The sequence below is a fragment of the Methylobacterium komagatae genome, assembly GCF_042661665.1.
Lineage (GTDB): Bacteria > Pseudomonadota > Alphaproteobacteria > Rhizobiales > Beijerinckiaceae > Methylobacterium > Methylobacterium komagatae.
Genome location: NZ_JBHSWN010000001.1, coordinates 1533202 through 1557222, shown reverse-complemented (window position 1 = coordinate 1557222; position 24021 = coordinate 1533202). Strand labels below are relative to the sequence as shown.

Here is a 24021-nt window from a genome sequence, read left to right as displayed (position 1 = left end):
CTCAATCGGGCTGCGCCGGTCGACCGCCCAGGAACGTACCAGACAAAAGTCTTAAGTCAAGAAAATAGACGTATTCCGTCCACAGGCTCTCTATTGCTGGGGCCGCGTCGGCGGATGGCGCAGCACCTCTGCGACCTCCTCCTCGGACTTGCCACGAACCTCGTAGCCCATGGCCTCGAACCGATCGACCAGCGCTTCGCTGGTCTCGGCCGAGCGGGCCGCCCAGTCGGCGAGACGGGCATTCACCGCCTCGAGGTCTTCGGCGGGATGCGCCTCGCCGGTCAGGGGATCGCGCGCCATTTTCGCTCCTCGCACCACCACTCGCCGCAGGCTCGGCCCGTCTGAAACGCAGGGCGGGCCGAAGCGTTGCGGTTCCGCTCCGGATGGTGATCCGGGGCTCGGTGGTCAGGCAGCCCGGCCGACGCTGTCGCGCGGCTGGCCGAGACCGATCGCCTTGGCGAGGTCGGAACGCGCCTGGGCATAGTTGGGCGCCACCATCGGGTAGTCCGAAGGCAGGCCCCACTTCGCCCGGTACTGTTCCGGGCTCATGTTGTACTTGGCGCGCAGGTGCCGCTTCAGAGATTTGAAGCTCCGCCCGTCCTCCAGGCAGATGATGAACTCGTTCGTCACGGATTTCTTGATCGGCACTGCGGGCTCCGGTGCCGGGGCCAGGGCCTGCGCCACGACCTTGCCCGTGGCCACGCCGACCAGCGCCTGATTGATGCGCTCGATCAGCGGCACGAGTTCGTCCGCCGCCACGGACCTGCTGCTGACGTAGGATGTAGCGATCTTGATCGTCATCCGCGTCCGATCGAGCGCGATTTGCTGTCTTTGCATGTCCTTAAATCCCCACCCCTCTCTCGATAATGAAAAATGCAAGCTTAACGCCGATAGAAATTGTCTTAGTTAACGCTTTGACTGAGTTATCGACGGCAAAACCTGCTGCATCGTCCAGAACCAGACTTCGATGTAGCCGCATCATGCGGCGCTCACGTCGATTATGTCATCAAAAAACACGCTGCAAGACACGGATAGGCGAAAATTGACGAATCAATTGCTTCAGAGAATGCGAATTTGACTTGGTAAATCTCTCTTTTGGTGGAAATATTGCTTAGAGTACTATCCGTGGTTGCTTTGCGACCTATTCGCCCCCCCGCTTGCCTCCGTCGGCCGGTCGCGGCACACCCGGCGCGATGCAATCCAAGACGGAGCTGGCGCAAATGCTGAAGGGTAAGGGCGGGAACGCTCCGGTCGCCGAGATCCGCCCGGCGCCGGTCACCGTCCACGGGCAGGAGGTCCAGGACGACTATGCGTGGCTGAAGGCTGCGAACTGGCAGGCGGTTCTGAAGGATCCGGCCGAGCTGCCGGAGGATATCGCCGCCTATCTGCGGGCCGAGAACGCCTATACCGACGCGGCGCTCGCCGACACCGCCGACCTGCGCAAGCGCCTCGTCGCCGAGATGCGCGGGCGCATCCGCGAGGACGATAGCGGCGTGCCCGAGCCGGACGGTCCCTTTGCCTATTACACCCGCCACCGGGATGGCGGGCAGCACCCGCTGGTCTGCCGCCGTCCCACCCGGCCCGAGGCGCCTCTGGGCCGGGACGGCGAGGAGACCATCCTCATCGACGGCGACCGGGAGGGCGAGGGCCTGCCCTTCTTCGAGATCGCCTCGGCCGCCCATTCGGACGACCACCGCTTGCTCGCCTGGGGCGCGGACACCAAGGGCTCGGAACTACACGCGATCCGCGTGCGCGACCTCGCCACGGGCGAGGACGGCGCCGACCTGATCGAGGCGACCTCCGGCGAAGCCGTCTGGACGGCGGACGGCACGGGCTTCTGGTATGTCGCCCTCGACGCCAACCACCGCCCCGCGCGGGTGATGCTGCACCGGCTCGGACAGGCGCAGGCCGAGGACGACACGGTCTATGTCGAGCCCGATGCGGGCTACTTCGTCCACATTTCGGAGACGCAGTCTGGCCGGTTCCTCGCCATCACCGCGAGCGACCACGAGACCTCGGAGGTGCGCCTCATCGATCGTGCCGCGCCCACGGCCCCGGCTCTGCTCGTTCAGGCTCGCGAGCCGTTGCTGATCTATTCGGTCGATGACCACGGCGAGACGCTGTTCATCCGCACGAACGCGGACGGCGCCGAGGATTTCAAGGTCGTCACCGCCCCGCTCTCCGATCCGGGGCGCGGCCAGTGGCGGGATCTGGTGCCCCACCGGGCGGGAGTGATGATCCGCCACCTGCACGTGCTGTCAGGGCACATGGTGCGGCTCGAGATCGAGAACGCGAAGCCCCGCATCGTCGTGCGCGATCTGCTCGACGGACAGGAGCATCTGGTCGCTTTCGAGGAGGAGGCGTATTCCCTCGGCCTCCAGCCCGGAGCTCGAGTTCGACACGGCGCGGATCCGCTTCGTGTATTCCTCGATGACGACCCCGGCCGAGACCTTCGACTACGATTGCCGCAGCCGCGAACGCTACCTGCGCAAGCGGCAGGAGGTGCCGAGCGGGCACGATCCGGCGAATTACGTGACGCGCCGCCTCTTCGCCACCGCACCCGACGGGCAGGAGGTGCCGATTTCCCTGCTGCACCGGAAGGGTCAGCCCCTCGACGGTTCGGCGCCGCTGCTGCTCTACGGCTACGGCTCTTACGGCACGCTGATGCCGGCGGCTTTCCGCACGAACCTTCTGTCCCTTGTGGATCGTGGCTTCGTCTACGCCATCGCCCATGTGCGCGGCGGGACGGAGAAGGGCTGGCGCTGGTATCTCGACGGGAAGCGCGAGAAGAAACCGAACACCTTCACCGATTTCGTGGCCTGCGCCCGCGCCCTGATCGCAGCGGGTTACACGTCGGAGAAGCGCATCGTCGCGCATGGTGGCTCGGCGGGCGGCATGCTCATGGGGGCGGTGGCCAACATCGCGCCGGAGCTTTTCGGGGGCATCGTCGCGGACGTCCCCTTCGTGGACGTGCTGAACACGATGCTCGACGCGAACCTGCCGCTCACCCCGCCGGAATGGCCCGAATGGGGCAACCCGGCCGAGAGCGAAGCCGCCTTCCAGACGATCCTGTCGTACTCGCCCTACGACAACGTGCAGGCGAAGGCCTATCCGGCAATCCTGGCCCTGGGCGGCCTCACCGATCCGCGCGTGACCTATTGGGAGCCTGCGAAATGGGTGGCGCGCCTGCGAGCGACCATGACCGGAGGCGGTCCCATCCTCCTCAAGATCAATATGGAAGCGGGCCATGGCGGCGCTGCCGGCCGCTTCGACCGCCTGGAAGAGGTCGCGCTGATCTACGCCTTCGCCCTGGAGGCAGCGGGGGTGGAGTAGCCGAGGAGGCGCCGCCCTCGTCTTTGCGAGCGTAGCGAAGTAATCCAGCGGCGCTCCGTTCGAATCGGTCCCGCTGCCCTGGATCGCTTCGCTGCGCTCGCGATGACGGTGCGCGTTACGGCTGTGGCGCTACCGGCTCCGGCGCGGGTGGGGCTTGGTTTTCCAGGCGCTCGCGGGCTTGGCGTTCGGCTTCCTCGGCGGCGAGCTTGTCGGCGTAGGCCTTGAGGGCGGTGGCTCGGGCCTTGTCGAACTCGATCCGGTCGCGGCGGCGCTGGCGCTCCACCTGATCCGCCTCGTTCAGTTCGAGTGTTTCCAGCATGCGCTGGAGCACGAAGGCCGCGAGGCCCGACGAGAGCGACCCGACATCGACGGCGCGGGCCGGATCGGCGAGGCTGCCGCTGAGGGCGTATTGCACGGACGGCGTACCCGCCGGCCAGCCCTGCGGGACCGTGCCGCCGGCGAGCGTACCGCGCGCATCGAGGCGGCCGTCGCGGAGATCGGCGGTGACGCTGCCGGTCCAGCGGGCAGGGCCGAGATCCACATCGAGGGGCCCGGCCCGCAGGACGCCGCCGACGATGGTGGCGGGGGCCGAGACCGGCGCTGTCGCCTGCGCACCCGCCTTCCCGAGTTCCTGCGTGACCATGGCGAGGAGCCGTCCTTCACGGAGAGGATCCTCGGCTTCGCTGGCGACGGTGAGCGCGCGGCCCAGGGCTGCGGGATCGAGCCCCGACACGCTGAGGTCCTTGAGGGTAAGGCGACCGCTGCCGGCCAGATTGGCTGCCAGCGCCGACAGCGATTCGGCACTCGCCGCGAAGCGCAGATCGGCAGCGAGGCGACCGCCGAGCGCCCGACCACCTGACAGGCTCGACAGGGAAAGATCCTCCACGCTGCCCTCGCCCGTCACCGCGAGGGCGTTGGCCCTTCGCGCCAGGGTTGCGGTGCCCGACAGGCGCCCGTCGGCGAGGCGCGCCGTCAGCCCGCCAAGGCTGACGGTGTCGGGTTCGAGCCCGAAGGTGAGCGCCGCGTCGGTCGCGATCAGCCCCCGCCCGAGGTCGAGTTGTCCGACACGCAGGTCCAAGGTGCCGTGCGGCCGGTTCGGCAAGGGCGCGGCACGTCCGCCCTCCTGCGGCATCAGGAGCGCGGTGGCGAGGCGCGGCAGGGACAGGCGTGCGAGGCTCGCCCGGCCGCGAGTGGCGCCATCCTCCGCACGGGCCAGGGTCGCCTCCACGGCGCCGCCCGCGATCCGTCCGGTCACGGCTACCTGCGGATCGCCCGCGTCGGTTGAGAGAACCAAAGTGAGGTCGGCGGGCCACGCGCCGGGTTCGAGCCGTGCCGCTCCAGCGAGCGTCAGGAAAGGGGCGAGGTCGGCGGCGCGCAGGGTCACCTGCCCGCTCTCGGGCTTGAGGCTTCGCGCCGGAAGCAGGATCGGCGTGCCGGTGGTCAGGCTCAGGCCCGCCACGGTGCCTGCCAGAGTCAGGGACAACCCCTCGCGACGGGGCTCGGCGGTGATGCGAAGGTCCGCAGGCTGCTGGAGGCCGGGAATGTCGCTTCGGCCGAACCACGAGCCCGCCTTCGCGGTGGTGAGCGTGCCGCTTCCGGCGGCGAGGCGACCGTCCCGGCTGCGCACGGAGAGGTCCAGGGTGCCGCCCCCCGCATTGCCCTTGGCCTGGACCCGCAGGCCGCCATCGTCCTGGGCGGACCGGTCGATGACCACGGCGAGGTCGAGGGGGGCCGTCCGGAGGAAATCAGGCACCGCCCGGATGTCGTCCGACCAGACCCGCTCAAGCAGGCCGATCAGGGGCGCGGCGGCGGGGGCCCGGAGCCGCCCTGCGATGCGCCCGGTCCCGTCCGCCGCGATCGTGCCGGAGAGCGTCGCGCTCGCCCCGGCGAGGTCGCTGACGTCGAGACTGTCGACGACGAGGCTGCGGCCATCGGATTCGATTCGCGCCGCGATCGTGCCTGCGCCGGATCCGACCGCACCGAAGCGGACATCCTTGGCTTGCAAGGTCAGGGCGAGATCCACGTCGCGCAGGGCCGCCAGGGTCGTGCCGAGGGGCGGCAGGGCGGCGACATCGAGGTTGCTCGCGAGCAGCTGTGCCTCGAACCGGCCCCTCGCCCCGCCATTCGGGCCGAGATAGCGGGCATTGCCACTGATCCGCGCAGGCCCAAACCCGGCGCGCAGGTTACGCAGGGAAAAGTCCTTGGCCGAGGCCGCGACATCGGCAGCGAGATCGACGGGTCGCCCGTCGAGGAGGCCGACCAGGGGACCTTCGGCGCCAAGGCGGCGCAGCAGGCGCCCGAGCCCGTCCGATTGCTGGGCGCCGATGGCGACCGGTCCGGTGAAGCGCAGGGGCGCGCCCTCGATCTCTCCGCTCAGCGACACGCTCGCCTCGCCGGGGGCTGTGGCCGACAGGCGCCGCAGCAGCAACCCGCCGCCCCGCTCCGCCGTGCCCGCCACCATGAGATCTCGCCATTCGGCGACCCCAAAGGCGGCGCTCTCCACCGCGACGTCGAAATCGAACATCACCGGCAGACCCCAACCGCCCTGCGGGATGCCGCGCGCCAGCAGCGCCTGTCCCTCGGTCGAGGTCAGGAAGGCATCGAGGTCGAGCCGCCGCGCCTTCAGCGATACGGCCGCGCGCCACTGGTGCAGATCGAGCCGCCCAGTGCCTTCGAGGCGCAGGGACTTACCGCCGGGGTCGATGTCCAGGCTCGCCTGATCGAAGCGCACCTGCGTCCCACGCGACTTGAAGGCACCCGCCAGGGTGAAGGGGAGATAAGCCCCCGCCGCCTGTGATGGCGGTCCGACGACGAGCTTCGCATTGCCCTCTGCCGTCACGTTGCTCGCCGTGGGCTCACCCGGGTCGGGGGTCAGGCCGAACCGGGCATCCACCTCGAACACGGGTGTCGCGTCGCCGCCGCCGGAGATCTTCACGGGCAGGCGGCCCTCGGGATCGGGCGTCCCGCTCACGGCGCGGAATGGCACGCCGCCGCTCGTCGCCTCGACCCGCCACGGGCCGATCAGGGCGGGCGATTGCACCCGGACGTCTTCGGCCGTGAACTGGTCGGTTCGCCCGGTCGTGACCACCGCCGTGGTCACGAGGAATTGCTGGATCTGGAGGTTCTCGATGGCAAGGTCCCGGTCGCGGAGCCCGTCGAGTAGCCCCTTGGGCAGGCGGATCGCCTCGCCCTCGCCGAGCGGCAGGCGGATCTCGGCCCGGCCGATCCGGGTCTCGGTGAAGCGCGCCTCGCCCTTGAGCAGCGGCGCCAGGGCGATCTCGGCCTTCACGAAGCGGGCATCGAGGGAAGGACCGCCCTTCGCGCCGAGGACAAGCCGGTCGACTCGAAGGCGTGGGGATGGCAGGAGCCGCACCTCGATGCGGCCCTGGCTCTGCGCAGGCAGTCCGAGGGATTGCGACAGCGTCTGGTCGATGAAGGCCCGATGGGCCGTCCAGTCGATGAAGGGCGGAACGGCCAGCGCCGCGATCAGGACGAGGACGATCGCGCCTGCCAGCGCGGTCAGCAGATCACGCACCGTTCCGGTTCCAGACCTCACATCGCGACGCGCCGTAGGGCGCGCGACCGCGTGCCCCCATGGGCCACCCGACCGCGCCTATAGCATGACGAGCGTGAGGCCGCGCGAGCCTCGCCAAGGCATTTTGCGCCGAGGTGAATCCCGCGTCGCCTGATAGCGTCTTAGTGCAGTGACGCACTCACTTCGTTCATGCGTCCCTGCCCTAGGTTTTTGTTCTTGCATCAATTTTTCCAGACACGGCTGACGCCTCCATCTGGATCGATGCACTAGCGGCCGACGCGCGGGATCGGCGCGGGCGGCGGCGGCGGGGCCGCGTTCTGGCTGCGCTGGATGTTCATCATCGTGGTGTTGTTCTGGCTCGTGGAATCCTGTTGCACCGCGCGGTTGTTGCTCATGGTCGACATGGACTGGTTGGCCGCGTTCGGGTTGCTCGGCTGCACCTGCGCGAAGGCCGGGGCGGCCGAGAGTGCGAGGGGAATGGCGGCGGCGAGGGCGATCCCCGCGAGGCGGTTCGTGTTGGACATGTCTCGGCCTTCCGGCTGTCGGGTGGGCGTATGGGAGAACAAGCCTCGGCCCGTAACGGGGTTCCGGGCGCGCGCAGGGGACGCACGGGCGGCTGCGGCCTCGACGCCGTTCGCGATTTGGTCCAGTGAAGGACGATGCAGAACCGCCCGAACGCCCTGCCCGCCGCGGACGGCCCCTCCGCTTCGATCACCGCCCGCGCCCTCGGCGCGCTGAGGCGGGATTCGGATGGGTACCTCGACGGGCTGAACCCGGAACAGCGCCTCGCCGTCGAGACGACGGAGGGGCCGATCCTCGTCCTCGCGGGTGCGGGCACGGGCAAGACGCGGGTTCTGACCACGCGCATCGCGCACCTCATCTCGACCGGCCGCGCACGGCCCTTCGACATCCTGGCCGTGACCTTCACCAACAAGGCCGCGCGGGAGATGAAGCACCGGATCGGCACGCTGATCGGTCCGGCGGGCGAGGGCATGCCGTGGCTCGGCACGTTCCACGCGATCGGCACCAAGATCCTGCGTCGCCACGCGGAACTGGTCGGGCTGAAGTCGGACTTCACCATCCTCGGTACCGACGACCAGCTGCGCCTGATGAAGCAGGTGCTGGCCGACCAGAACATTGATGAGAAGCGCTGGCCCGCCCGCTCCCTGTCCCATCTGATCGATGGCTGGAAGAATCGCGGCCTCACGCCGGATCAGGTGCCGCCGGGCGAGGCGACCTCCTTCGCCTTCGGCAAGGGCGGCGCGCTCTACACGGCCTATCAGGCCCGGCTCGCCACCCTCAACGCGGTCGATTTCGGCGACCTCCTGTTGCTCTGCCTGAAGCTCTGGCGGGACAACACGGACATCCTGGAAAGCTACCAGGACCGGTTCCGCTACATCCTGGTGGACGAGTATCAGGACACCAACGTCGCCCAGTATCTGTGGCTGCGGCTGCTGGCACAGAAGCGAAAGAACGTCGCCTGTGTCGGTGACGACGACCAGTCGATCTATGGCTGGCGCGGGGCCGAGGTCGACAACATCCTGCGGTTCGAGCACGATTTCCCCGGCGCCACCGTGGTGCGCCTGGAGCGCAACTACCGCTCGACGGGCCACATCCTCGCCGCCGCCTCGGGGCTGATCGCCAAGAACGAGAGCCGACTCGGCAAGACCTTGCGCACCGAGGACGAGCCGGGTGAGCCCGTGACCGTGACGGGCGCCTGGGATTCGGAAGAGGAGGCCCGGCTGCTGGCCGAGGCGATCGAGTCGCTTCAATCCAAGAAGCATCCGCTCTCGGAGATCGCCGTCCTCGTGCGCATCTCGGCGCAGATGCGCGAGATCGAAGACCGCTTCGTCCAGCTCGGCCTGCCCTACCGGGTGATCGGCGGCCCCCGCTTCTACGAGCGGGCCGAAATCCGCGATGCGCTGGCCTATCTGCGCGTCACGATGAATGTCAGCGACGACCTCGCCTTCGAGCGGATCGTCAACACGCCGAAGCGGGGCCTCGGCGACGCGACGCTCCAGCAACTGCACACCTTCGGCCGGGCCGAGCGGGTGCCGCTGCTCGTCGCCGCCCGCCGCCTTTGCGAGACCGACGAGCTGAAGCCCAAGGTCCGCCAGACGCTGCGGGCGCTGACCGAGAGCTTCTCCCGCTGGGCGCGCCTCGTGGAAAGCCAGCCGCATAGCGAGGTTGCGCAGACGATCCTCGAAGAGTCTGGCTACACCGAGATGTGGCAGAAGGACCGCTCGGCCGACGCCGCCGGACGGTTGGAGAACCTGAAGGAATTCGTCCGCTCCATGGAGGAATTTCCCGACATGGCGGCCTTCCTCGAACACGTCTCTCTGGTGATGGAAGCCTCCGAGGCCGAGGGCGCCGAGCGCGTCTCGCTGATGACGCTCCACGCCGCCAAGGGGCTCGAATTCGACACCGTGTTCCTCCCCGGCTGGGAGGACGGCCTGTTCCCGAACCAGCGCGCCCTCGACGAAAGCGGCCGGGCCGGGCTCGAGGAAGAGCGCCGTCTCGCCCATGTCGGGCTGACGCGGGCGCGCAAGCGCGCCAAGCTCTCCTTCGCCGTGAACCGCCGTATCCACGGGCTCTGGTCCTCGACCATCCCGTCGCGCTTCATCGACGAACTGCCTGCCGCCTCCGTCGACGTGGTGGAAGCTCCGGCCCATTACTCGGCGGGCGCCTCGCGCTTCGACCGCAACCCGCAGCCGTTTGGATCGAGCTACGGCACGCCCGGCTGGCAGCGGGCCCAGGAGCGGACGCAGGAGCGGACGAACGCCAATTCCGGCGGGCGCGGCTTCGGCGCCTCCCCCGGCCGACGGGGCGTCTCCTCCGGCCCCCGGCAGATCGAGGGCGAGCTGATCGCCAAATCGACGGGCACGCCTTCGGCCTTCAGCGAGGGCCAGAGGGTGTTCCACACCAAGTTCGGCCCCGGCAACGTCGCGGCGGTGGACGGCAACAAGCTCACCGTCGACTTCGACAAGGCGGGCCGCAAGATGGTGCTGGAAAGCTTCGTCCAGCCTGCCTGAACGTGGCCGCAGGGACACGGCGGGGCGGCAAGCTTCGCCTTTTCCTCGCCGAGGCCGGAAACCGTCACCCGCGAGTCACACCCGGCGAACAAATCTGCCGCGCAGCCGATTTTGGTGCGTCGGTTGCTTCGTCGGCTCCGTTCCGGGTGTGAAATGATTTACACTCCACAGGCAACCTTCGAAGGCCCGGAACTTCGATGAGCGACAAGAATTGGCTCGTCGAAATGCTTGTGAACAGCAGGAGTACGTAGACTACGTCATTTCAGTAACACGTCCAGATAGGCCCGTCCCGTTGGAGTGTTGACCCATGAAGAGACGCCGCGCACGCCTTGAACTGGTTGAAGATCGTACGTCCCGCCTCCATCGCACACGCTTCGACGAAGAACGGCATTTAAGCCCGATCCAACCCCTGACGGACCGTCAGGCCGAATATCTCGAAGCCCTCGGCCGCTCTCCGCAAGTCATCGTCCTCGGCCCCGCCGGCACCGGAAAAACCTTCATCGCCGGAACCCGCGCCGCCGATCAGCTCCGTCAGCGCCGCATCAACAAGGTCGTCATCACGCGGCCCAACGTTCCCTCGGGACGGTCGCTCGGCTTCTTCCCCGGAACCCTCGAAGAGAAGATCGCCCCCTGGGTCGCCCCCTTACGGAGGCGATGAAGGAACGAATGGGCGCAGGCGCCTTCGAGATCGCCCTCAAGGCCGGCGACATCGAGATCGTGCCCTTCGAAGTGATGCGCGGGCGCACCTTCAAGAACTGCCTCGTGATCCTCGATGAGGCGCAGAACACCACCACCAACGAGATCAAGATGTTCCTGACCCGCATCGGCGACGATTGCCAGGTCATCATCAACGGCGACGTCTCGCAGACCGACCTTCGTGAAACCTCCGGCCTGCGCACGGTCATCCACCTGATCAAGAGCCGGATGATGCCGATCCCGATCGTGGAGTTCACCCGCAGCGACATCGTCCGTTCCGGCATCTGCGCCGAATGGGTCGCAGCTTTCGAGGAAACGAATCTCTGACTTGACCGTTACTCACGGCGGACCGGCTAGGTCCGCCGTGCCCACTCGGCACGAGACTTCTCCCTCGAACCTCCCCTTGCGGGAGGACGAACCGGGCCTGATCCCGGCAAACGGAAGAATTGGAGTCTCCCTCGTGAGGAAACTGACCCTGACCGCCGCCGCCTTCGCGTCGCTGTTCGGCGCGGCGCTGGCGACCCCCGCCCTGGCCGTCCCCGCCTCCCCCGCCGGCATCGCCGCCCCGGAGACGATGACCGAAGCCGTGCGGATGACCCCGATGGAGCGCCGCATGATGCACCGTCGCATGGAGCGTCGCATGATGCACCGGCACATGGAGCGCCGCATGATGCGCCGCCACATGGAGCGCCGTATGATGCGCCGGGGCATGTAAAGCCCTTCTCGCCCTCCGGCCTCGCCGGGGGGCGTTTTCGTTTCAGGGGCATCGCGCGCCACCGACATTGCCCCGGCCGCGCGAGATTCCTATGTCGGAGCGCTTGCCGGTCCCGGATCCGCCTGCGCCGCCGGCGCGGCCTCCGGCGACCGATCCGGGAGACCGAGATGCCCCCCTCAAACCGTCTGTTCGACGACCTCGCCCGCCTGATGACGGATGCCGCCGGCGCCGCTCAGGGCGTCCGCCGCGAAGCCGAGACCGTCGTGCGCGCCCAGGCCGAACGGCTGATCCGCGACCTCGACGTCGCCTCCCGCGAGGAGCTGGACGTGCTGCGCGATCTCGTGACCTCCCTGCGCACCCAGAACGAGGCCCTGACCGCCCGCGTCGCGGCTCTGGAGGCCAAAAGCACCACCACGGCAGCCCCTGCGGCGGGCGCTGCGGGCCTGAGCGAGGGCGTCTGATTCCACGGGAATCGGTTTTGCACAGGAAGCGGCGGCGGCGATTCCGTTTCCTGTTCACCGATCCCGCAATCGGCTTTGTGTCGTGAGTCGCGCCCGGTCTATATTGGGCCATGGGCTGATTCGGGGGAGGCGGAAGGATGAGTTGGGGGATTTCCCAGTCGTTCTCTTCGTCCTTCTCTCTTTAAGGCCAAACTAACCTCGATTTCGGGGCGTCATGGCGCCTCCGCTCAAGTCTTCATGGTGCCGGCACGGAGTCAACCCGCGCCGTCAAGCTGGATCGTCATGCCGCTGCTTAACATCGACTATTTCGATCCGCATCGAACCGAGCACCCGCTCGACGTGGTCGAACGGTTGGCCTCGCTGCGCGATTGGATCTTCGACCGGGCCGAGACGGACGAGATGTCCGTCACCAGCCCCGGCCGGTGGACGGATTATCATGTCGCCTTCACCTGGATCGAGGATGTCGAGGCCCTCCACGTGGCCTGCGCCTTCGACCTGAAGGTGCCGGAGCGTCGACGCGCTGAAATTCAGCGCTTGATTGCTCTGGTGAACGAACAACTCTGGATCGGTCACTTCGACCTGTGGTCCAGCGACAATGTGGTGATGTTCCGCCACTCGCTGCTTCTGGCGGGCGGCGTGGCGCCGACCCAGCCGCAATGCGCGACCATGATGAAATGCGCGGTCGATGCCTGCGAGCGCTACTTCCAGGCGTTCCAGTTCGTCCTCTGGGCGGGCAAGAATGCCCGTGAGTCGCTGGACGCCGCCCTGTTCGAGACCGAAGGCGAGGCGTGAGCACCACCTGGAAGGGCATGCCCGCCTCGCTGATGCTGGTCGGCGCGGGCAAGATGGGCGGGGCGATGCTGGCGGGCTGGCTCGATGCCGGGCTCGATCCAGCCGCGACCACGGTGATCGACCCGTTCCCCTCCGAGGCGATGACGCGGCTCTGCGCCGAGCGCGGCGTGGCCCTCAACCCCACTGATCCGGCCCCGGCGGCGGTGCTCGTCCTGGCGATCAAGCCACAGGGGCTCGATGCGGCGGCGCCCGATCTCGACCGGCTGATCGGACCCGGGACGCTCCTCGTCTCCGTTCTGGCCGGCAAGACGGTGGCGAACCTGCGCGGGCGCCTGCCTTCGGCGCGGGCCGTGGTGCGGGCCATGCCGAACCTTCCGGCGAGCATCGGGCACGGGGCCACGGGCGCCTTCGCGAACGAAGCCGTCGATTCCGGTCAGCGGGCCAGCGCGGAATCGCTGCTCTCGGCCGCCGGGGCGACTGCGTGGCTCGATGACGAGGCGTTGATCGACGCCGTCACCGCCGTGTCGGGCTCCGGCCCGGCCTATGTCTTCCTGATGGTCGAGACCCTGACCGAGGCGGGCATCGCAGCGGGTTTGCCCGCCGAGGTCGCAGGTCGGCTGGCGCGGGCGACGGTCGCCGGATCGGGCGCCCTTCTCGATGCGGACCCGACCGAAGCGGGCGCCCTGCGGCAGGCCGTGACCTCCCCTGGCGGCACGACGGCGGCCGCGCTCGCCGTGCTCATGGCCGAGGATGGGATGGCCCCGCTGATGCGCCGGGCCGTGGCGGCGGCAAAGCACCGGGCGGGTGAACTCGCGGGCTGATCGTCTGCGGCATCCCGCGCGCGCCCCCTGACAGCGGCGGGATCGGCTCCTAAATGAGGAGCACGACCAATCGAGCGACGACGGGACGATGACCGAACCCAAAGGCCCGACCAAGCGGACCCGCAAGGCTGCGGAGCCGGTTGCATCCCCCGAGACGAAGGCCGCCGCCGGAATCGAGACCCAGGCTTCCGCCGGGAGCGAGGCAAAGCCCGAGGCCGCCGCCCCCAAGGTTTCGCCGCGCGAGGCTGCGGTCGAGGCGCTGATGCGGCTGGCGGCCGAACAGCCCTGGAACGATATCGAGGTCAGCGACGTCGCTCGCGAAGCGGGGCTGACGCTGGCGGAACTGCGCGAGCTGTTCCCGTCGAAGGGCGCGGTCCTCGGTGGCCTCGCCCGGATCATCGACCGCAAGGTACTGGAGGGCGACGGGACCGATCTCGCCGACGAGCCGACACGGGAGCGCCTGTTCGACGTGCTGATGCGCCGCCTCGACGCGATGACGCCGTACAAGACCGCCCTTCGGCGGATCTCCTATTCCCTGCGTGGCGACCCCTTCTCGCTGCTCGCCCTCAACGGGGTGATGCTGAATTCGCATCGCTACATGCTGGCTGCAGCCGGCATCGACACGGAGGGCCCGCTGGGTCGAGCTGAAGTTGCAGGGCGTCGTGATCGCTTTCGCCCGCGTCACCCAGGTCTGGCTGGATGACGAGGATCCGGCGCTGGCCCGGACCATGGCGAAGCTCGACAAGGAAATCCGCAACGGCGAGCGCTTCATGGAGCGGGCGGAGGATGCCCGGCGCCTCACCGCTCCGCTTCGCGCCATCGGCCGATCGCTGCTGGAGCGCCGCTCCCGCTCAGACCGCGAGGATCGCCTGCGCGACGAGCCCCCGACGCCGTAATTAGGCTTAGGACAGCCGCCCGGACAGGACGTCGCGAACCGTGCCGACCATCTCGCCGCCGGTGAGACGGTCCCGCTCGATGGTCAGGGCGTCGGGAATCAAGTCGGCGGCCTCGTCATCGAGGTCGTCACTGGCGAACACGATTCGGAGGTTGGGCCGCAACTCACGGGCCTCCACCGCAAGGCGGGCGCCGCAGAGATTGCCCTTCAAAGCGGCATCGATGATCATGATGTCGACGGGCAGCCCCAGGGCCAGAACCGTCATCGCATCGACACCGCGATCGCAGACAGTGGCCTGGAAACCGACCCGGTGAACCTGCGCCGCCGCTTCATCGCGCCAGCGCTTGTTGTGCCCGACGACGAGCACCTGAATGCGGTAACAACCCCCGGCGACGGAAGGAAACCGTTCGGCGGGTCCGACGGCGGCTGATCCCATCGTGCAAGACCACCACTTCGCGTTGCAATGCGATATGGTATGCCGCACACCGAGAAACGCGCAAGGGCTCGGCGCGCGAATTTGCCCCAAAGGGACCCCACGGTGCCCAAGGGGCAGGCATGCACGGGAAGCGGCGCGGAATTGGGCAACCGCTCCGGGATCGGTTGACGCCGACAGGCCACGGCGGGCAACACCTCGCCGCGGCCGGTCTCATACCGGATCACGGAGTCCTCGATTCGATGTCGTCCAAGCCGTCGCCCGTCTCGCCCCTCGCGCCCACGACCTATCCCGATCTGCCGCCCGTCTCGGGCGTCCGCCTCGCCACGGCCCAGGCGGGAATCCGCTACAGCGGGCGCACGGACGTGCTGTATGTCGGGCTCGACGCGGGCACCCGGGCGGCGGGTGTGTTCACGCGGTCCAAGTGCCCCTCCGCGCCGGTCGATTGGTGCCGTGAAGCCCTTGGCAACGGCTCGGCCCGTGCCCTGGTGGTCAATTCGGGCAACGCCAACGCCTTCACCGGCCGCCTCGGCCGCGAGGCGGTCTCCAAGACGGCGACGATTGCCGCGCAGGCCGCCGGATGCTCTGAGAACGAGGTCTACATCGCCTCGACGGGCGTGATCGGCGAGCCGCTGCCGGCCGAGCGATTCGAGGGCGTGCTCGCGGATTGCGCGGGCCGCGCGCAGGACGGCGCGGCGGCCTGGGCCGAGGCGGCCAAGGCGATCATGACAACCGACACGTTCCCCAAGCTCGCGACCCGCGAGGCGGAGATCGGCGGCAAGCGGGTGCGCATCAACGGCATCGCCAAGGGCGCTGGGATGATCGCGCCGGACATGGCGACCATGCTGGCCTTCGTCTTCACCGACGCCGCCCTCTCTCAGTCGGCGGCCCAAGCCCTGCTGAAGGGCGGCGCCGACGACAGCTTCAACTGCGTGACGGTCGATGGCGACACCTCGACCTCCGACACGCTGATGCTGTTCGCCACCGGCAAGGCCGGGAATGCCGAGGTCGCGGAGGCGACCGATCCGGCGCTGGCGGGCTTCAAGGCCGCCCTCGACGACCTCTTGATCGAACTCGCGCAACTCGTCGCCCGCGACGGCGAGGGTGCGCGCAAGTTCGTGACGGTGAAGGTGAGCGGCGCCGAAAGCGACGCCTCGGCCCACCGGATCGCCCTGTCCATCGCCAACTCGCCGCTGGTGAAGACCGCCGTCGCGGGCGAAGACGCGAATTGGGGCCGCGTGGTCATGGCGGTCGGCAAGGCGGGAGAGCCCGCCGACCGGGATCGCCTTGCGATCTGGTTCGGGGATGTGCGCGTCGCCGTCGAAGGCGCCCGCGATCCCGCCTACAGCGAGGATGCGGCGAGCGCCGTGATGCGCGAACCGGAGGTGGAGATCCGCGTCGATCTCGGCCTCGGTTCGGGCAAGGCCCGCGTTTGGACCTGCGACCTGACCAAGGCCTATATCGAGATCAATGGGGATTACCGCTCGTGAGGGCGGCTCCCCTCGCCCTGGTCCTGGCCGCCCTCGGCGGCGGGGCCGTGGCCGACGAGGCGCCCTGCGCCCGGCACGTCAGCGTGGTCGGCCACGCCTCGTCCGCCCAGGCCCCGGATTTCGCGGAGATCGCGGTCGGCATCGAAGCCAAGGGCGCGAATGCCGCGACCGCCCTCGACGCCGCGTCGAAAGCCGTGGCGGGGATGTCCGCCCTCGCTCGCGAGGCCGGAATTCCACCCGCCGATATCGGTACGGCGGCGGTCAGCCTCCAGCCCGTCACCCGCCCGGTGACGCGGCCGGGCGGCGGCGTCAGCGAGGAGCCGGATGGCTACATGGCGACCAACGTGGTTCGCCTGCGCGTCGGCGACATGGGCCGACTCGGTGACCTCCTGCGACGTACGCTCGATTCGGGCGCGAACCGCATCGACGGCATCACCTTCGGCCTACGCGATCCCGAGGCCGCCCGCGCTGCCCTTCAGGTCGCTGCTGCCAAGGATGCACGCATCCGCGCTGCGGCCGTTGCCGAGGCGGTGGGCGCCAAGCTCGGGTCGCTCTGCACGCTTTCGGCCCTCGACGGCGCTCCCCCGCCCTACCCGATGCGCGCCATGGCGAGCCGCGCGGTGAAGGCGGCGCCCGTTCCGGTGGAGGCTGGGACCATCGAGAGCACGGCCTCCGTCACTGCGACCTTCGCGATCGCGCCATGAACGGCCCTCGCCTTCTCCTCGTCGTCGCCGTCGCCCTCGTGGATGCCGACGGGCGCGTGCTGGTGAGCGAGCGCCCGGCGGGCAAGCAGCTGGCGGGGCTCTGGGAGTTTCCCGGCGGCAAGGTCGAGCCCGGCGAACGGCCGGAGGAGACCCTGATCCGCGAGTTGTCCGAAGAACTCGGCATCACGGTCGAGGAGCCCTGTCTGGCGCCTCTCACTTTCGCGAGCCACGCCTATCCCGACTTCCATTTGCTGATGCCGCTCTACGTCTGCCGCCGCTGGGAGGGCACGCCGCGCTCCCTCGAAGGGCAGGCGCTCAAATGGGTGCAGCCCCGCGCGCTCCGCGACTTAGCGATGCCCCCGGCGGACGCGCCGCTGATCCCGTTCCTGATCGATCTGCTGGGGTAGCGCTCGCCTTGCGATGACGGCGAGGCGGGACGCGCTCACGCTTGAGGTTCAAAAACGCAACTTAGCGCCCGGCTAAAGATTTTTTGACATTGGTTCAAGTCGAAGCCGGGCGCCTCATCGCGTCCGGCTTCGTCGTTTCAAGCATATCGCAACGCACCATTGCATACAATCGTTGCTGCGCGCGCGAGAAAGACAGGCTGAAGCAGCAAATCAAAAAATTTGACGGGCGAAATCGTGCGCCGCCAGTAAGATGAACGCCGAAAACGGGTCACCAAGAGACACGGGAGGAGGCGCCGCATGGACGTCCATGAGTACCAAGCCAAGGAGCTGCTCGCGAGCTTCGGCGTCGCGGTTCCGAAAGGTGCCATCGCGTTCAGCCCGGACCAGGCGGTCTACGCCGCCACCGAACTCGGCGGCTCGTTCTGCGCGGTGAAGGCGCAGATCCATGCCGGTGCCCGCGGCAAGGCGGGCGGCATCAAGCTGTGCCGCACCTACAACGACGTCCGCGATGCCGCGAAGGAACTGCTCGGCAAGCGCCTCGTCACGCACCAGACCGGGCCGGAGGGCAAGCCGGTCCAGCGCGTCTACGTCGAGACCGCCGACCCGTTCGAGCGCGAGCCGTATCTCGGCTACGTCCTCGACCGGAAGGCCGAGCGCGTCCGCGTCATCGCCAGCCAGCGCGGCGGCATGGAGATCGAGCAGATCGCCGCCGAGGAGCCGGAGGCGCTGATCCAGGTGGTGGTCGAACCCGCCGTCGGCCTTCAGCAGTTCCAGGCCCGCGAGATCGCGTTCAAGCTCGGCCTCAACATCAAGCAGGTCGCGGCGGCCGTGAAGACGATCATGAACGCCTACCGGGCGTTCCGCGATTGCGACGGTACGATGCTGGAGATCAACCCGCTCGTCATCACCAAGGACGACCGGGTGCTGGCACTCGATGCCAAGATGTCCTTCGACGACAACGCCCTCTTCCGTCGCCCGACCATCATGGACATGCACGACCCCTCGCAGGGCGACCCGCGCGAGGCCCAGGCCGCCGAGCACAACCTCAGCTACATTGGCCTCGAGGGTGAGATCGGCTGCATCGTCAACGGCGCGGGCTTGGCCATGGCGACCATGGACATGATCAAGCACGCGGGCGGCGACCCGGCGAACTTCCTTGATGTCGGCGGCGGCGCCTCGCCCGAGCGCGTGGCTACCGCGTTCCGGCTGGTCCTGTCGGATCGCAACGTGAAGGCGATCCTCGTCAACATCTTCGCGGGCATCAACCGCTGCGATTGGGTCGCCGAGGGCGTCGTGAAGGCCGCCCGCGAGGTGAAGATCGATGTGCCGCTGGTCGTGCGGCTGGCCGGCACGAACGTGGAGGCGGGCAAGAAGATCCTGGCCGAAAGCGGGCTCGACCTCATCACCGCCGACACGCTGACCGATGCCGCGCGCAAGGCGGTCGACGCCTGCAACGCCGCCAAGAACAACCGCTGAGCCTTAAGGGGAGATCACGCCATGAGCATCCTCATCGACGAATCCACGCCGATCATCGTCCAGGGCATCACGGGCGACAAAGGCACCTTCCACGCCAAGGAGATGCTGGATTACGGCTCCAACGTCGTGGGCGGCGTCACCCCCGGAAAGGGCGGACGCACCCATCTCGGCCTGCCGGTGTTCAACACTGTGAAGGAGGCCGTGGAGGCAACCGGCGCCACCACCTCGATCACCTTCGTCGCCCCGCCCTTCGCGGCGGACGCGATCATGGAGGCGGCCGATGCGGGGCTTCGCCTCGTCTGCTCGATCACGGACGGCATCCCCGCGCAGGACATGATGCGCGTGAAGCGCTACCTCTACCGCTACCCGAAGGAGCGGCGGACGATGGTGGTGGGCCCGAACTGCGCGGGCATCATCTCCCCCGGCAAGTCGATGCTCGGCATCATGCCCGGCCACATCTACCTGAAGGGCAATGTCGGCGTGATCTCGCGCTCCGGCACGCTCGGCTACGAGGCGGCCTCGCAGTTGAAGGAACTCGGCCTCGGCATCTCGACCTCGGTCGGCATCGGCGGCGATCCGATCAACGGCTCATCCTTCCTCGACCACCTCGCCCTGTTCGAGATGGACCCGGAGACCGACGCGGTGCTGATGATCGGCGAGATCGGCGGTCCGCAGGAGGCCGAGGCCTCGGCCTGGATCCGGGACAACATGTCGAAGCCAGTGATCGGCTTCGTCGCGGGCCTCACCGCCCCGAAGGGCCGCCGCATGGGCCATGCCGGCGCGATCATCTCCGCCACCGGCGACAGCGCCGCCGAGAAGGCTGAGATCATGAAGAGCTACGGCCTCACCGTGGCACCGGATCCGGGCTCCTTCGGCCAGACCGTCGCCGACGTGCTCGCCCGGGCGGCGTAGCCGCAGAGGCCCGGTGGCGGCCCAGGCCGCCACCCAAAGCCTCCCGTCTTTGCGAGCGTAGCGAAGCAATCCAGGGCAACGGGACGTCTCCAGCCTTGGCGCCTCCCTGGATTGCTTCGCTGCGCTCGCAAGGACCGAGGTGCGGACTGAGAGCGCGCGCGGGAGCCGCCGCGATCGACGAGACGAACGACAGGAAAGAAGGGCTCCCCCATGCCCACGACGCTTCACGCCAGCCCCTCGGCCTCCGTCACCGGCTTCGCGCCGCCGGTCATCACCGGCACCTCGTCCGAGGTGGCGCTGGACATCCTGTTCCAGGCGCTGCTCGACGTCGCCCGTCGGCACGATCCCGAACTGGAGGCCGTCCTGCACGGCACGGCTGACATCTCGCGCTTCTCGCCCGAGATGCTGGCCCGCGCCCTTCAGGTCCAGGGGATCTGGTTCCAGCTGATCTCCATCGCCGAGCAGAATGCCGCGATGCGCCGCCGCCGTCACACGGAGCGGACGGAGGGCCGCGCGGCGCTCGGCGGATCCTTCGCGAAGGTGTTCACGGAGGCCCGTGCGCGCGGCATACCGCCGGAAAAGATCCAGGCCCTGCTGAACGACCTTCGGGTGCGCCCGACGATCACCGCCCACCCCACCGAGGGCAAGCGCGTGACCGTGCTGGAGAAGTTCCGGCGCATCTATCTCGTGCTGCGCGAACTGGAGATGCCGCGCTGGACCGATCGCGAGCGCAACGGCCTGATGAACGAGTTGCGCGACCAGATCGAGCTGGTCTGGATGACCGGCGAGTTGCACCTCGAGAAGGCGACCGTCGAGCGCGAGGTCGCCTGGGGCCTGCACTTCTTCGATGAATCGCTGTTCGAGATGCTGCCGGAGACCATGGATTCCCTGGAGGAATCCCTGAGCGAGGCCTATCCCGACGCCACCTTCAAGGTGCCGCCCTTCTTCCAGTTCGGCTCGTGGATCGGCGGCGACCGGGACGGCAATCCCTTCGTCACGGCCGCGGTGACGCGCACCACTCTGCAACGCAACGCCCTGGCCTCCTTGACCCGCTACCGCGACGGCGTGCGCGAACTCGGCCGCACGCTTTCGCTCACCGAGCGGACGCTCGCCGTGCCCACCGCCTTCCGGGAGGCCCTGTCGCGCCAGGCTCACCGAGAGCGGGCAGGCGCGCGCCATCGAACGGCGCAACCCCGGCGAGGCCTATCGCCAGTACCTCTCCTGCGTCCTGCGCAAAATCGAGGCGACCATCGCCCGCAACGAGGGGCGGCATCCCTCCGGCCCGGATTATCCGAGCGCGGATGGCCTGATCGAAGACCTGCGGGTGCTGGAGCGCGGCCTTGCCGAGGCACAATGCGGCGCTCTGGCCCGCGATCTCGTGCGGCCGGTGCGGCGGATGGTGGAGATCTTCCGTTTCTCGACGGTGCGCCTCGACCTGCGCGAGAACACCACCCGCACCACCGACACGCTGCGCGCCCTGTGGCGCCAGGAGAACGGCGACGGCGAGCCGCCCGCGCTTGATACAGCAGCTTGGCGTACCTGGCTCGATGCCAGCCTCGCCCGGACGCGCGATCCCGAGCGCTCCTTCGAGAACCTGCCCGACGCGGCGCGCGAGACACTCGCCACCTTCGCCCTGGTGGCGGAGATGCGCGAGAACCTCGACCGCGAGGCCTTCGGTTCCTTCGTTCTGTCGATGACCCGCTCGGTGCCGGACATCCTCGGCGCCTACCTGCTGGCCAAGGAAGCGGGCGTATTCCTCGATGCCTCGGGCACCGAGATCTGCCCGCTGCCCATCGTCCCGCTGTTCGAGACCATCGACGACCTGCGCGCCGCACCCGCCATCATGCGCGAACTGCTCGCCGTGCCGGTGGTGCGCCGCTCCACCCGCTGGCAGGGCGGGGTGCAGGAAGTGATGATCGGCTACTCGGATTCCAACAAGGACGGCGGCTACGTCGCCGCCAACTGGGAGCTGTACAAGGCGCAGAGCAAGCTCACCCGGCTCGGCCAGGAACTCGGCGTGCCGATCGCCTTCTTCCACGGGCGCGGCGGTTCGGTGAGCCGGGGCGGCGTGCCGACCCATCGGGGCATCGCGGCCCAGCCGCCGGGCTCGATCCGGGGCCGCTTCCGCATCACCGAGCAGGGCGAGGTCGTCTCGTTCAAATACGCCAACCGCGGCACCGCCGCCTACCAGATGGAATTGCTCGCCGCCTCGGTGTTCGAGCATGCCCTGGCGGGCGAGGGCAACGGTAACGCCGTGGGCCACGACGACGCCCTCGAAGCCCTCGCGGGCGCCTCGCGGGCGGCCTACGTCAACCTGCTGAACACGGATGGGCTAGTCGATTACTTCCAGGCGGCGAGCCCGCTGGACGAGATCGCCCTGCTCAACATCGGCTCGCGCCCGGCCCGCCGCTTCGGCGCCCGCTCCCTCTCCGACCTGCGGGCGATCCCCTGGGTGTTCGCGTGGTCGCAGAACCGGCACGTCGTCACCGGCTGGTACGGCGTCGGTTCCGGGCTCGCGAGCTTCATCGACGTGCGCGGCCGGGAGGGCGAGGCCACCCTCAAGCGGATGTTCAACGACTCGCGTGTCCTGCGCCTCGTCCTCGACGAGGTCGAGAAGACCCTCCTGATGGTCGATCTCGACATCGCCCGCGCCTATGCCGGCCTCGTGCCGGATACGGGGGTGCGCGAGCGGATCTTCTCCGCCATCGAGGCCGAGTACGCGCTGACCCGCGAGATGGTGCTGCGCGTCAGCGGCGGCTCGGAGTTGGCCGAGCGCTTCCCCCTATTCCGTGACCGCCTGAAGGGGCGGCTGCCGACGATCAACCAAGTCTCCCGCGAGCAGGTCGAACTGCTCGCCCGCTACCGTAGCGAGACGGATGAGGACCGGAAGGAGGCGGTGAAATCCGCCCTGCTCCTGTCGATCAACTGCATCGCCGTGGGGTTCGGGGCGACGGGATGAGGGCAGTGGAACATTCCCGAACGTAACGCATCCCTGGATTGCTTCGCTCTGCTCGCAATGACGGCTTGAACCCTGTCCGAAACAGCCAGGAACACCAGTTGAACCCCCGGCGCGCCACACCCGACCCGCGCGGGACGAGACCACCCCAAGGAGGAACACAGACATGAGCTTCACCCTGATCCAACAGGCCAAGGCGCGCCTGCACCGCTCGGAACTGGCCGTCCCCGGCTCGAACCCGACCTTCATGGAGAAGTCCGCGTCCTCGGCCGCAGACGTGATCTTCCTCGATCTGGAAGACGCCGTCGCCCCCGACGACAAGGAACAGGCCCGCAAGAACATCATCCAGGCGCTGAACGACCTGGATTGGGGCAACAAGACCATGATGATCCGCATCAATGGTCTCGACACGCACTACATGTACCGGGATGTGGTGGACATCGTGGAGGCTTGCCCGCGCCTCGACATGATCCTGATCCCCAAGGTCGGCGTGCCGGCGGACGTCTACGCCATCGACGTGCTCACCACGCAGATCGAGCAGGCCAAGAAGCGTGAGAAGAAGATCGGCTTCGAAGTGCTGATCGAGACCGCGCTCGGCATGGCGAATGTCGAGGCCATCGCGCAATCCTCGAAGCGCCTGGAGGCCATGTCCTTCGGCGTGGCCGACTATGCCGCCTCGACCCGCGCCCGCTCCACCGTGATCGGCGGCGTGAACCCCGACTTCTCGGTGCTGACCGACAAGGACGAGTCCGGCAATCGCCAGACCCATTGGCAGGACCCGTGGCTGTTCGCCCAGAACCGCATGCTGGTGGCCTGCCGCGCCTACGGCCTGCGCCCGATCGACGGCCCGTTCGGCGACTTCTCCGATCCGGACGGCTACCGCTCGGCGGCCCGCCGCTGCTCGGCGCTCGGCTTCGAGGGCAAGTGGGCGATCCACCCGAGCCAGATCGAGCTCGCCAACGAGGTGTTCACCCCCTCCGAGGCCGAGGTGACCAAGGCCCGCCGTATCCTCGAAGCCATGCAGGAGGCCGCCAAGGCCGGCCGTGGCGCCGTCTCCCTCGACGGTCGTCTCATCGACATCGCCTCGATCCGCATGGCCGAGGCGCTGATCGAGAAGGCCGATGCGATGAAGTAAGGATTATAGGAGGCGCGACCTGGGTTGCGCCTCTTTATTCCGCCTTGATAGGGATATTGTCGCGGGCTTCACCAGCCCGTCCGTGATGGGCCTCACGCGGCCGGTTGCGGCCGGGAGTCGAACGAATGGTCATCGGTCTGACGTGGCTAAACCCTAACGAGTGATCGCCAGGAGCCGGTGTAGCCATCACCGGCTCCACTCCCGAATATAAGCGAATTCGCGCGCTTC

At 68.3% G+C, this 24021-nt stretch carries 16 protein-coding genes and 4 pseudogenes; 15 read left to right on the top strand and 5 right to left on the bottom strand.

Translation table 11 applies throughout. From position 1 onward, the window contains the following. Positions 1–90: 90 nt before the first annotated feature. Both ACFQE0_RS07520 and ACFQE0_RS07515 read right to left on the bottom strand, forming a co-directional pair. On the bottom strand, positions 91–300 hold the full coding sequence (locus tag ACFQE0_RS07520) for a hypothetical protein (protein WP_378968489.1): 210 nt from the start codon (positions 298–300) through the stop codon (positions 91–93). 105 nt (positions 301–405) lie between these two features. Then, on the bottom strand, positions 406–837 hold the full coding sequence (locus ACFQE0_RS07515) for a Ros/MucR family transcriptional regulator (protein WP_378968487.1): 432 nt from the start codon (positions 835–837) through the stop codon (positions 406–408). 383 nt (positions 838–1220) lie between these two features. On the opposite strand from ACFQE0_RS07515, the pseudogene ACFQE0_RS07510 reads away from it, so the two are divergent. Continuing rightward, positions 1221–3333: pseudogene (locus tag ACFQE0_RS07510) on the top strand (S9 family peptidase). A gap of 115 nt (positions 3334–3448) precedes the next feature. Here the strand turns inward: ACFQE0_RS07510 and ACFQE0_RS07505 are convergent. Next, positions 3449–6868 (bottom strand): AsmA-like C-terminal region-containing protein, encoded by a 3420-nt coding sequence (locus ACFQE0_RS07505; protein WP_378968485.1) that lies wholly within the window; start codon positions 6866–6868, stop codon positions 3449–3451. A gap of 266 nt (positions 6869–7134) precedes the next feature. Further along, positions 7135–7392 (bottom strand): hypothetical protein, encoded by a 258-nt coding sequence (locus ACFQE0_RS07500; protein ID WP_378968483.1) that lies wholly within the window; start codon positions 7390–7392, stop codon positions 7135–7137. Between the two features lie 135 nt (positions 7393–7527). Here ACFQE0_RS07500 and ACFQE0_RS07495 point away from each other — a divergent pair, with 135 nt between their 5' ends. The 7 genes and pseudogenes from ACFQE0_RS07495 to ACFQE0_RS07465 all read left to right on the top strand — a co-directional run bounded on the left by ACFQE0_RS07495 (position 7528) and on the right by ACFQE0_RS07465 (position 14281). Then, the gene (locus ACFQE0_RS07495) at positions 7528–9900 is read left to right on the top strand and encodes an ATP-dependent helicase (RefSeq protein WP_378968480.1); all 2373 of its coding nucleotides are present in this window, start codon (positions 7528–7530) and stop codon (positions 9898–9900) included. A 307-nt stretch (positions 9901–10207) separates the two neighbouring features. Next, positions 10208–10923, top strand: a pseudogene (locus ACFQE0_RS07490) (PhoH family protein). Between the two features lie 133 nt (positions 10924–11056). Beyond that, positions 11057–11311 (top strand): hypothetical protein, encoded by a 255-nt coding sequence (locus tag ACFQE0_RS07485; RefSeq protein WP_378968478.1) that lies wholly within the window; start codon positions 11057–11059, stop codon positions 11309–11311. 167 nt (positions 11312–11478) lie between these two features. After that, the gene (locus ACFQE0_RS07480) at positions 11479–11772 is read left to right on the top strand and encodes an accessory factor UbiK family protein (RefSeq protein ID WP_378968476.1); all 294 of its coding nucleotides are present in this window, start codon (positions 11479–11481) and stop codon (positions 11770–11772) included. Between the two features lie 282 nt (positions 11773–12054). Then, the gene (locus ACFQE0_RS07475) at positions 12055–12564 is read left to right on the top strand and encodes a type III secretion system chaperone family protein (protein ID WP_378968474.1); all 510 of its coding nucleotides are present in this window, start codon (positions 12055–12057) and stop codon (positions 12562–12564) included. 17 nt (positions 12565–12581) lie between these two features. Next, entirely contained in the window at positions 12582–13385 is an 804-nt protein-coding gene (gene proC, locus ACFQE0_RS07470) for a pyrroline-5-carboxylate reductase (protein WP_378975351.1), read from the top strand. A 172-nt stretch (positions 13386–13557) separates the two neighbouring features. After that, positions 13558–14281 (top strand): annotated as a pseudogene (locus ACFQE0_RS07465) (TetR/AcrR family transcriptional regulator). Between the two features lie 6 nt (positions 14282–14287). Here ACFQE0_RS07465 and ACFQE0_RS07460 read toward each other — a convergent pair. Then, entirely contained in the window at positions 14288–14716 is a 429-nt protein-coding gene (locus ACFQE0_RS07460) for a response regulator (RefSeq protein ID WP_378968472.1), read from the bottom strand. A gap of 239 nt (positions 14717–14955) precedes the next feature. Here ACFQE0_RS07460 and argJ point away from each other — a divergent pair, with 239 nt between their 5' ends. From argJ to ACFQE0_RS07425, 7 genes and pseudogenes are all read left to right on the top strand, one after another. Beyond that, positions 14956–16203, top strand: a complete 1248-nt coding sequence (gene argJ, locus ACFQE0_RS07455; protein WP_378968470.1) for a bifunctional glutamate N-acetyltransferase/amino-acid acetyltransferase ArgJ — start codon at positions 14956–14958, stop codon at positions 16201–16203. Continuing rightward, positions 16200–16907, top strand: coding sequence for an SIMPL domain-containing protein (locus tag ACFQE0_RS07450; protein ID WP_378968467.1), 708 nt, complete (start codon positions 16200–16202; stop codon positions 16905–16907). The genes argJ and ACFQE0_RS07450 overlap by 4 nt, the downstream gene beginning before the upstream one ends. Further along, positions 16904–17314: a (deoxy)nucleoside triphosphate pyrophosphohydrolase gene (locus tag ACFQE0_RS07445; protein ID WP_378968465.1), complete on the top strand. Its 411-nt coding sequence runs from the start codon at positions 16904–16906 to the stop codon at positions 17312–17314. Before ACFQE0_RS07450 ends, ACFQE0_RS07445 begins: the two co-directional genes overlap by 4 nt. 297 nt (positions 17315–17611) lie before the next feature. Then, a complete protein-coding gene (locus ACFQE0_RS07440; RefSeq protein ID WP_378968463.1) occupies positions 17612–18790 on the top strand; it encodes a malate--CoA ligase subunit beta in 1179 nt (392 codons plus the stop codon). A gap of 21 nt (positions 18791–18811) precedes the next feature. Next, positions 18812–19702: a succinate--CoA ligase subunit alpha gene (sucD, locus tag ACFQE0_RS07435; protein ID WP_378968461.1), complete on the top strand. Its 891-nt coding sequence runs from the start codon at positions 18812–18814 to the stop codon at positions 19700–19702. 210 nt (positions 19703–19912) lie between these two features. Then, a pseudogene (locus ACFQE0_RS07430) lies at positions 19913–22661 on the top strand (phosphoenolpyruvate carboxylase). A gap of 163 nt (positions 22662–22824) precedes the next feature. Continuing rightward, positions 22825–23793, top strand: coding sequence for an HpcH/HpaI aldolase/citrate lyase family protein (locus ACFQE0_RS07425; RefSeq protein WP_378968459.1), 969 nt, complete (start codon positions 22825–22827; stop codon positions 23791–23793). Positions 23794–24021 lie beyond the last annotated feature (228 nt).

Coding starts and splice junctions, on each gene's coding strand:
- sucD (WP_378968461.1), top strand. CDS start 18,812: ATGAGCATCCTCATCGACGAATCCACGCCGATCATCGTCCAGGGCATC.
- ACFQE0_RS07520 (WP_378968489.1), bottom strand. CDS start 300: ATGGCGCGCGATCCCCTGACCGGCGAGGCGCATCCCGCCGAAGACCTC.
- ACFQE0_RS07475 (WP_378968474.1), top strand. CDS start 12,055: ATGCCGCTGCTTAACATCGACTATTTCGATCCGCATCGAACCGAGCAC.
- ACFQE0_RS07445 (WP_378968465.1), top strand. CDS start 16,904: ATGAACGGCCCTCGCCTTCTCCTCGTCGTCGCCGTCGCCCTCGTGGAT.
- argJ (WP_378968470.1), top strand. CDS start 14,956: ATGTCGTCCAAGCCGTCGCCCGTCTCGCCCCTCGCGCCCACGACCTAT.
- ACFQE0_RS07495 (WP_378968480.1), top strand. CDS start 7,528: ATGCAGAACCGCCCGAACGCCCTGCCCGCCGCGGACGGCCCCTCCGCT.
- ACFQE0_RS07425 (WP_378968459.1), top strand. CDS start 22,825: ATGAGCTTCACCCTGATCCAACAGGCCAAGGCGCGCCTGCACCGCTCG.
- ACFQE0_RS07480 (WP_378968476.1), top strand. CDS start 11,479: ATGCCCCCCTCAAACCGTCTGTTCGACGACCTCGCCCGCCTGATGACG.
- ACFQE0_RS07500 (WP_378968483.1), bottom strand. CDS start 7,392: ATGTCCAACACGAACCGCCTCGCGGGGATCGCCCTCGCCGCCGCCATT.
- ACFQE0_RS07515 (WP_378968487.1), bottom strand. CDS start 837: ATGCAAAGACAGCAAATCGCGCTCGATCGGACGCGGATGACGATCAAG.
- ACFQE0_RS07440 (WP_378968463.1), top strand. CDS start 17,612: ATGGACGTCCATGAGTACCAAGCCAAGGAGCTGCTCGCGAGCTTCGGC.
- ACFQE0_RS07460 (WP_378968472.1), bottom strand. CDS start 14,716: ATGGGATCAGCCGCCGTCGGACCCGCCGAACGGTTTCCTTCCGTCGCC.
- proC (WP_378975351.1), top strand. CDS start 12,582: ATGCCCGCCTCGCTGATGCTGGTCGGCGCGGGCAAGATGGGCGGGGCG.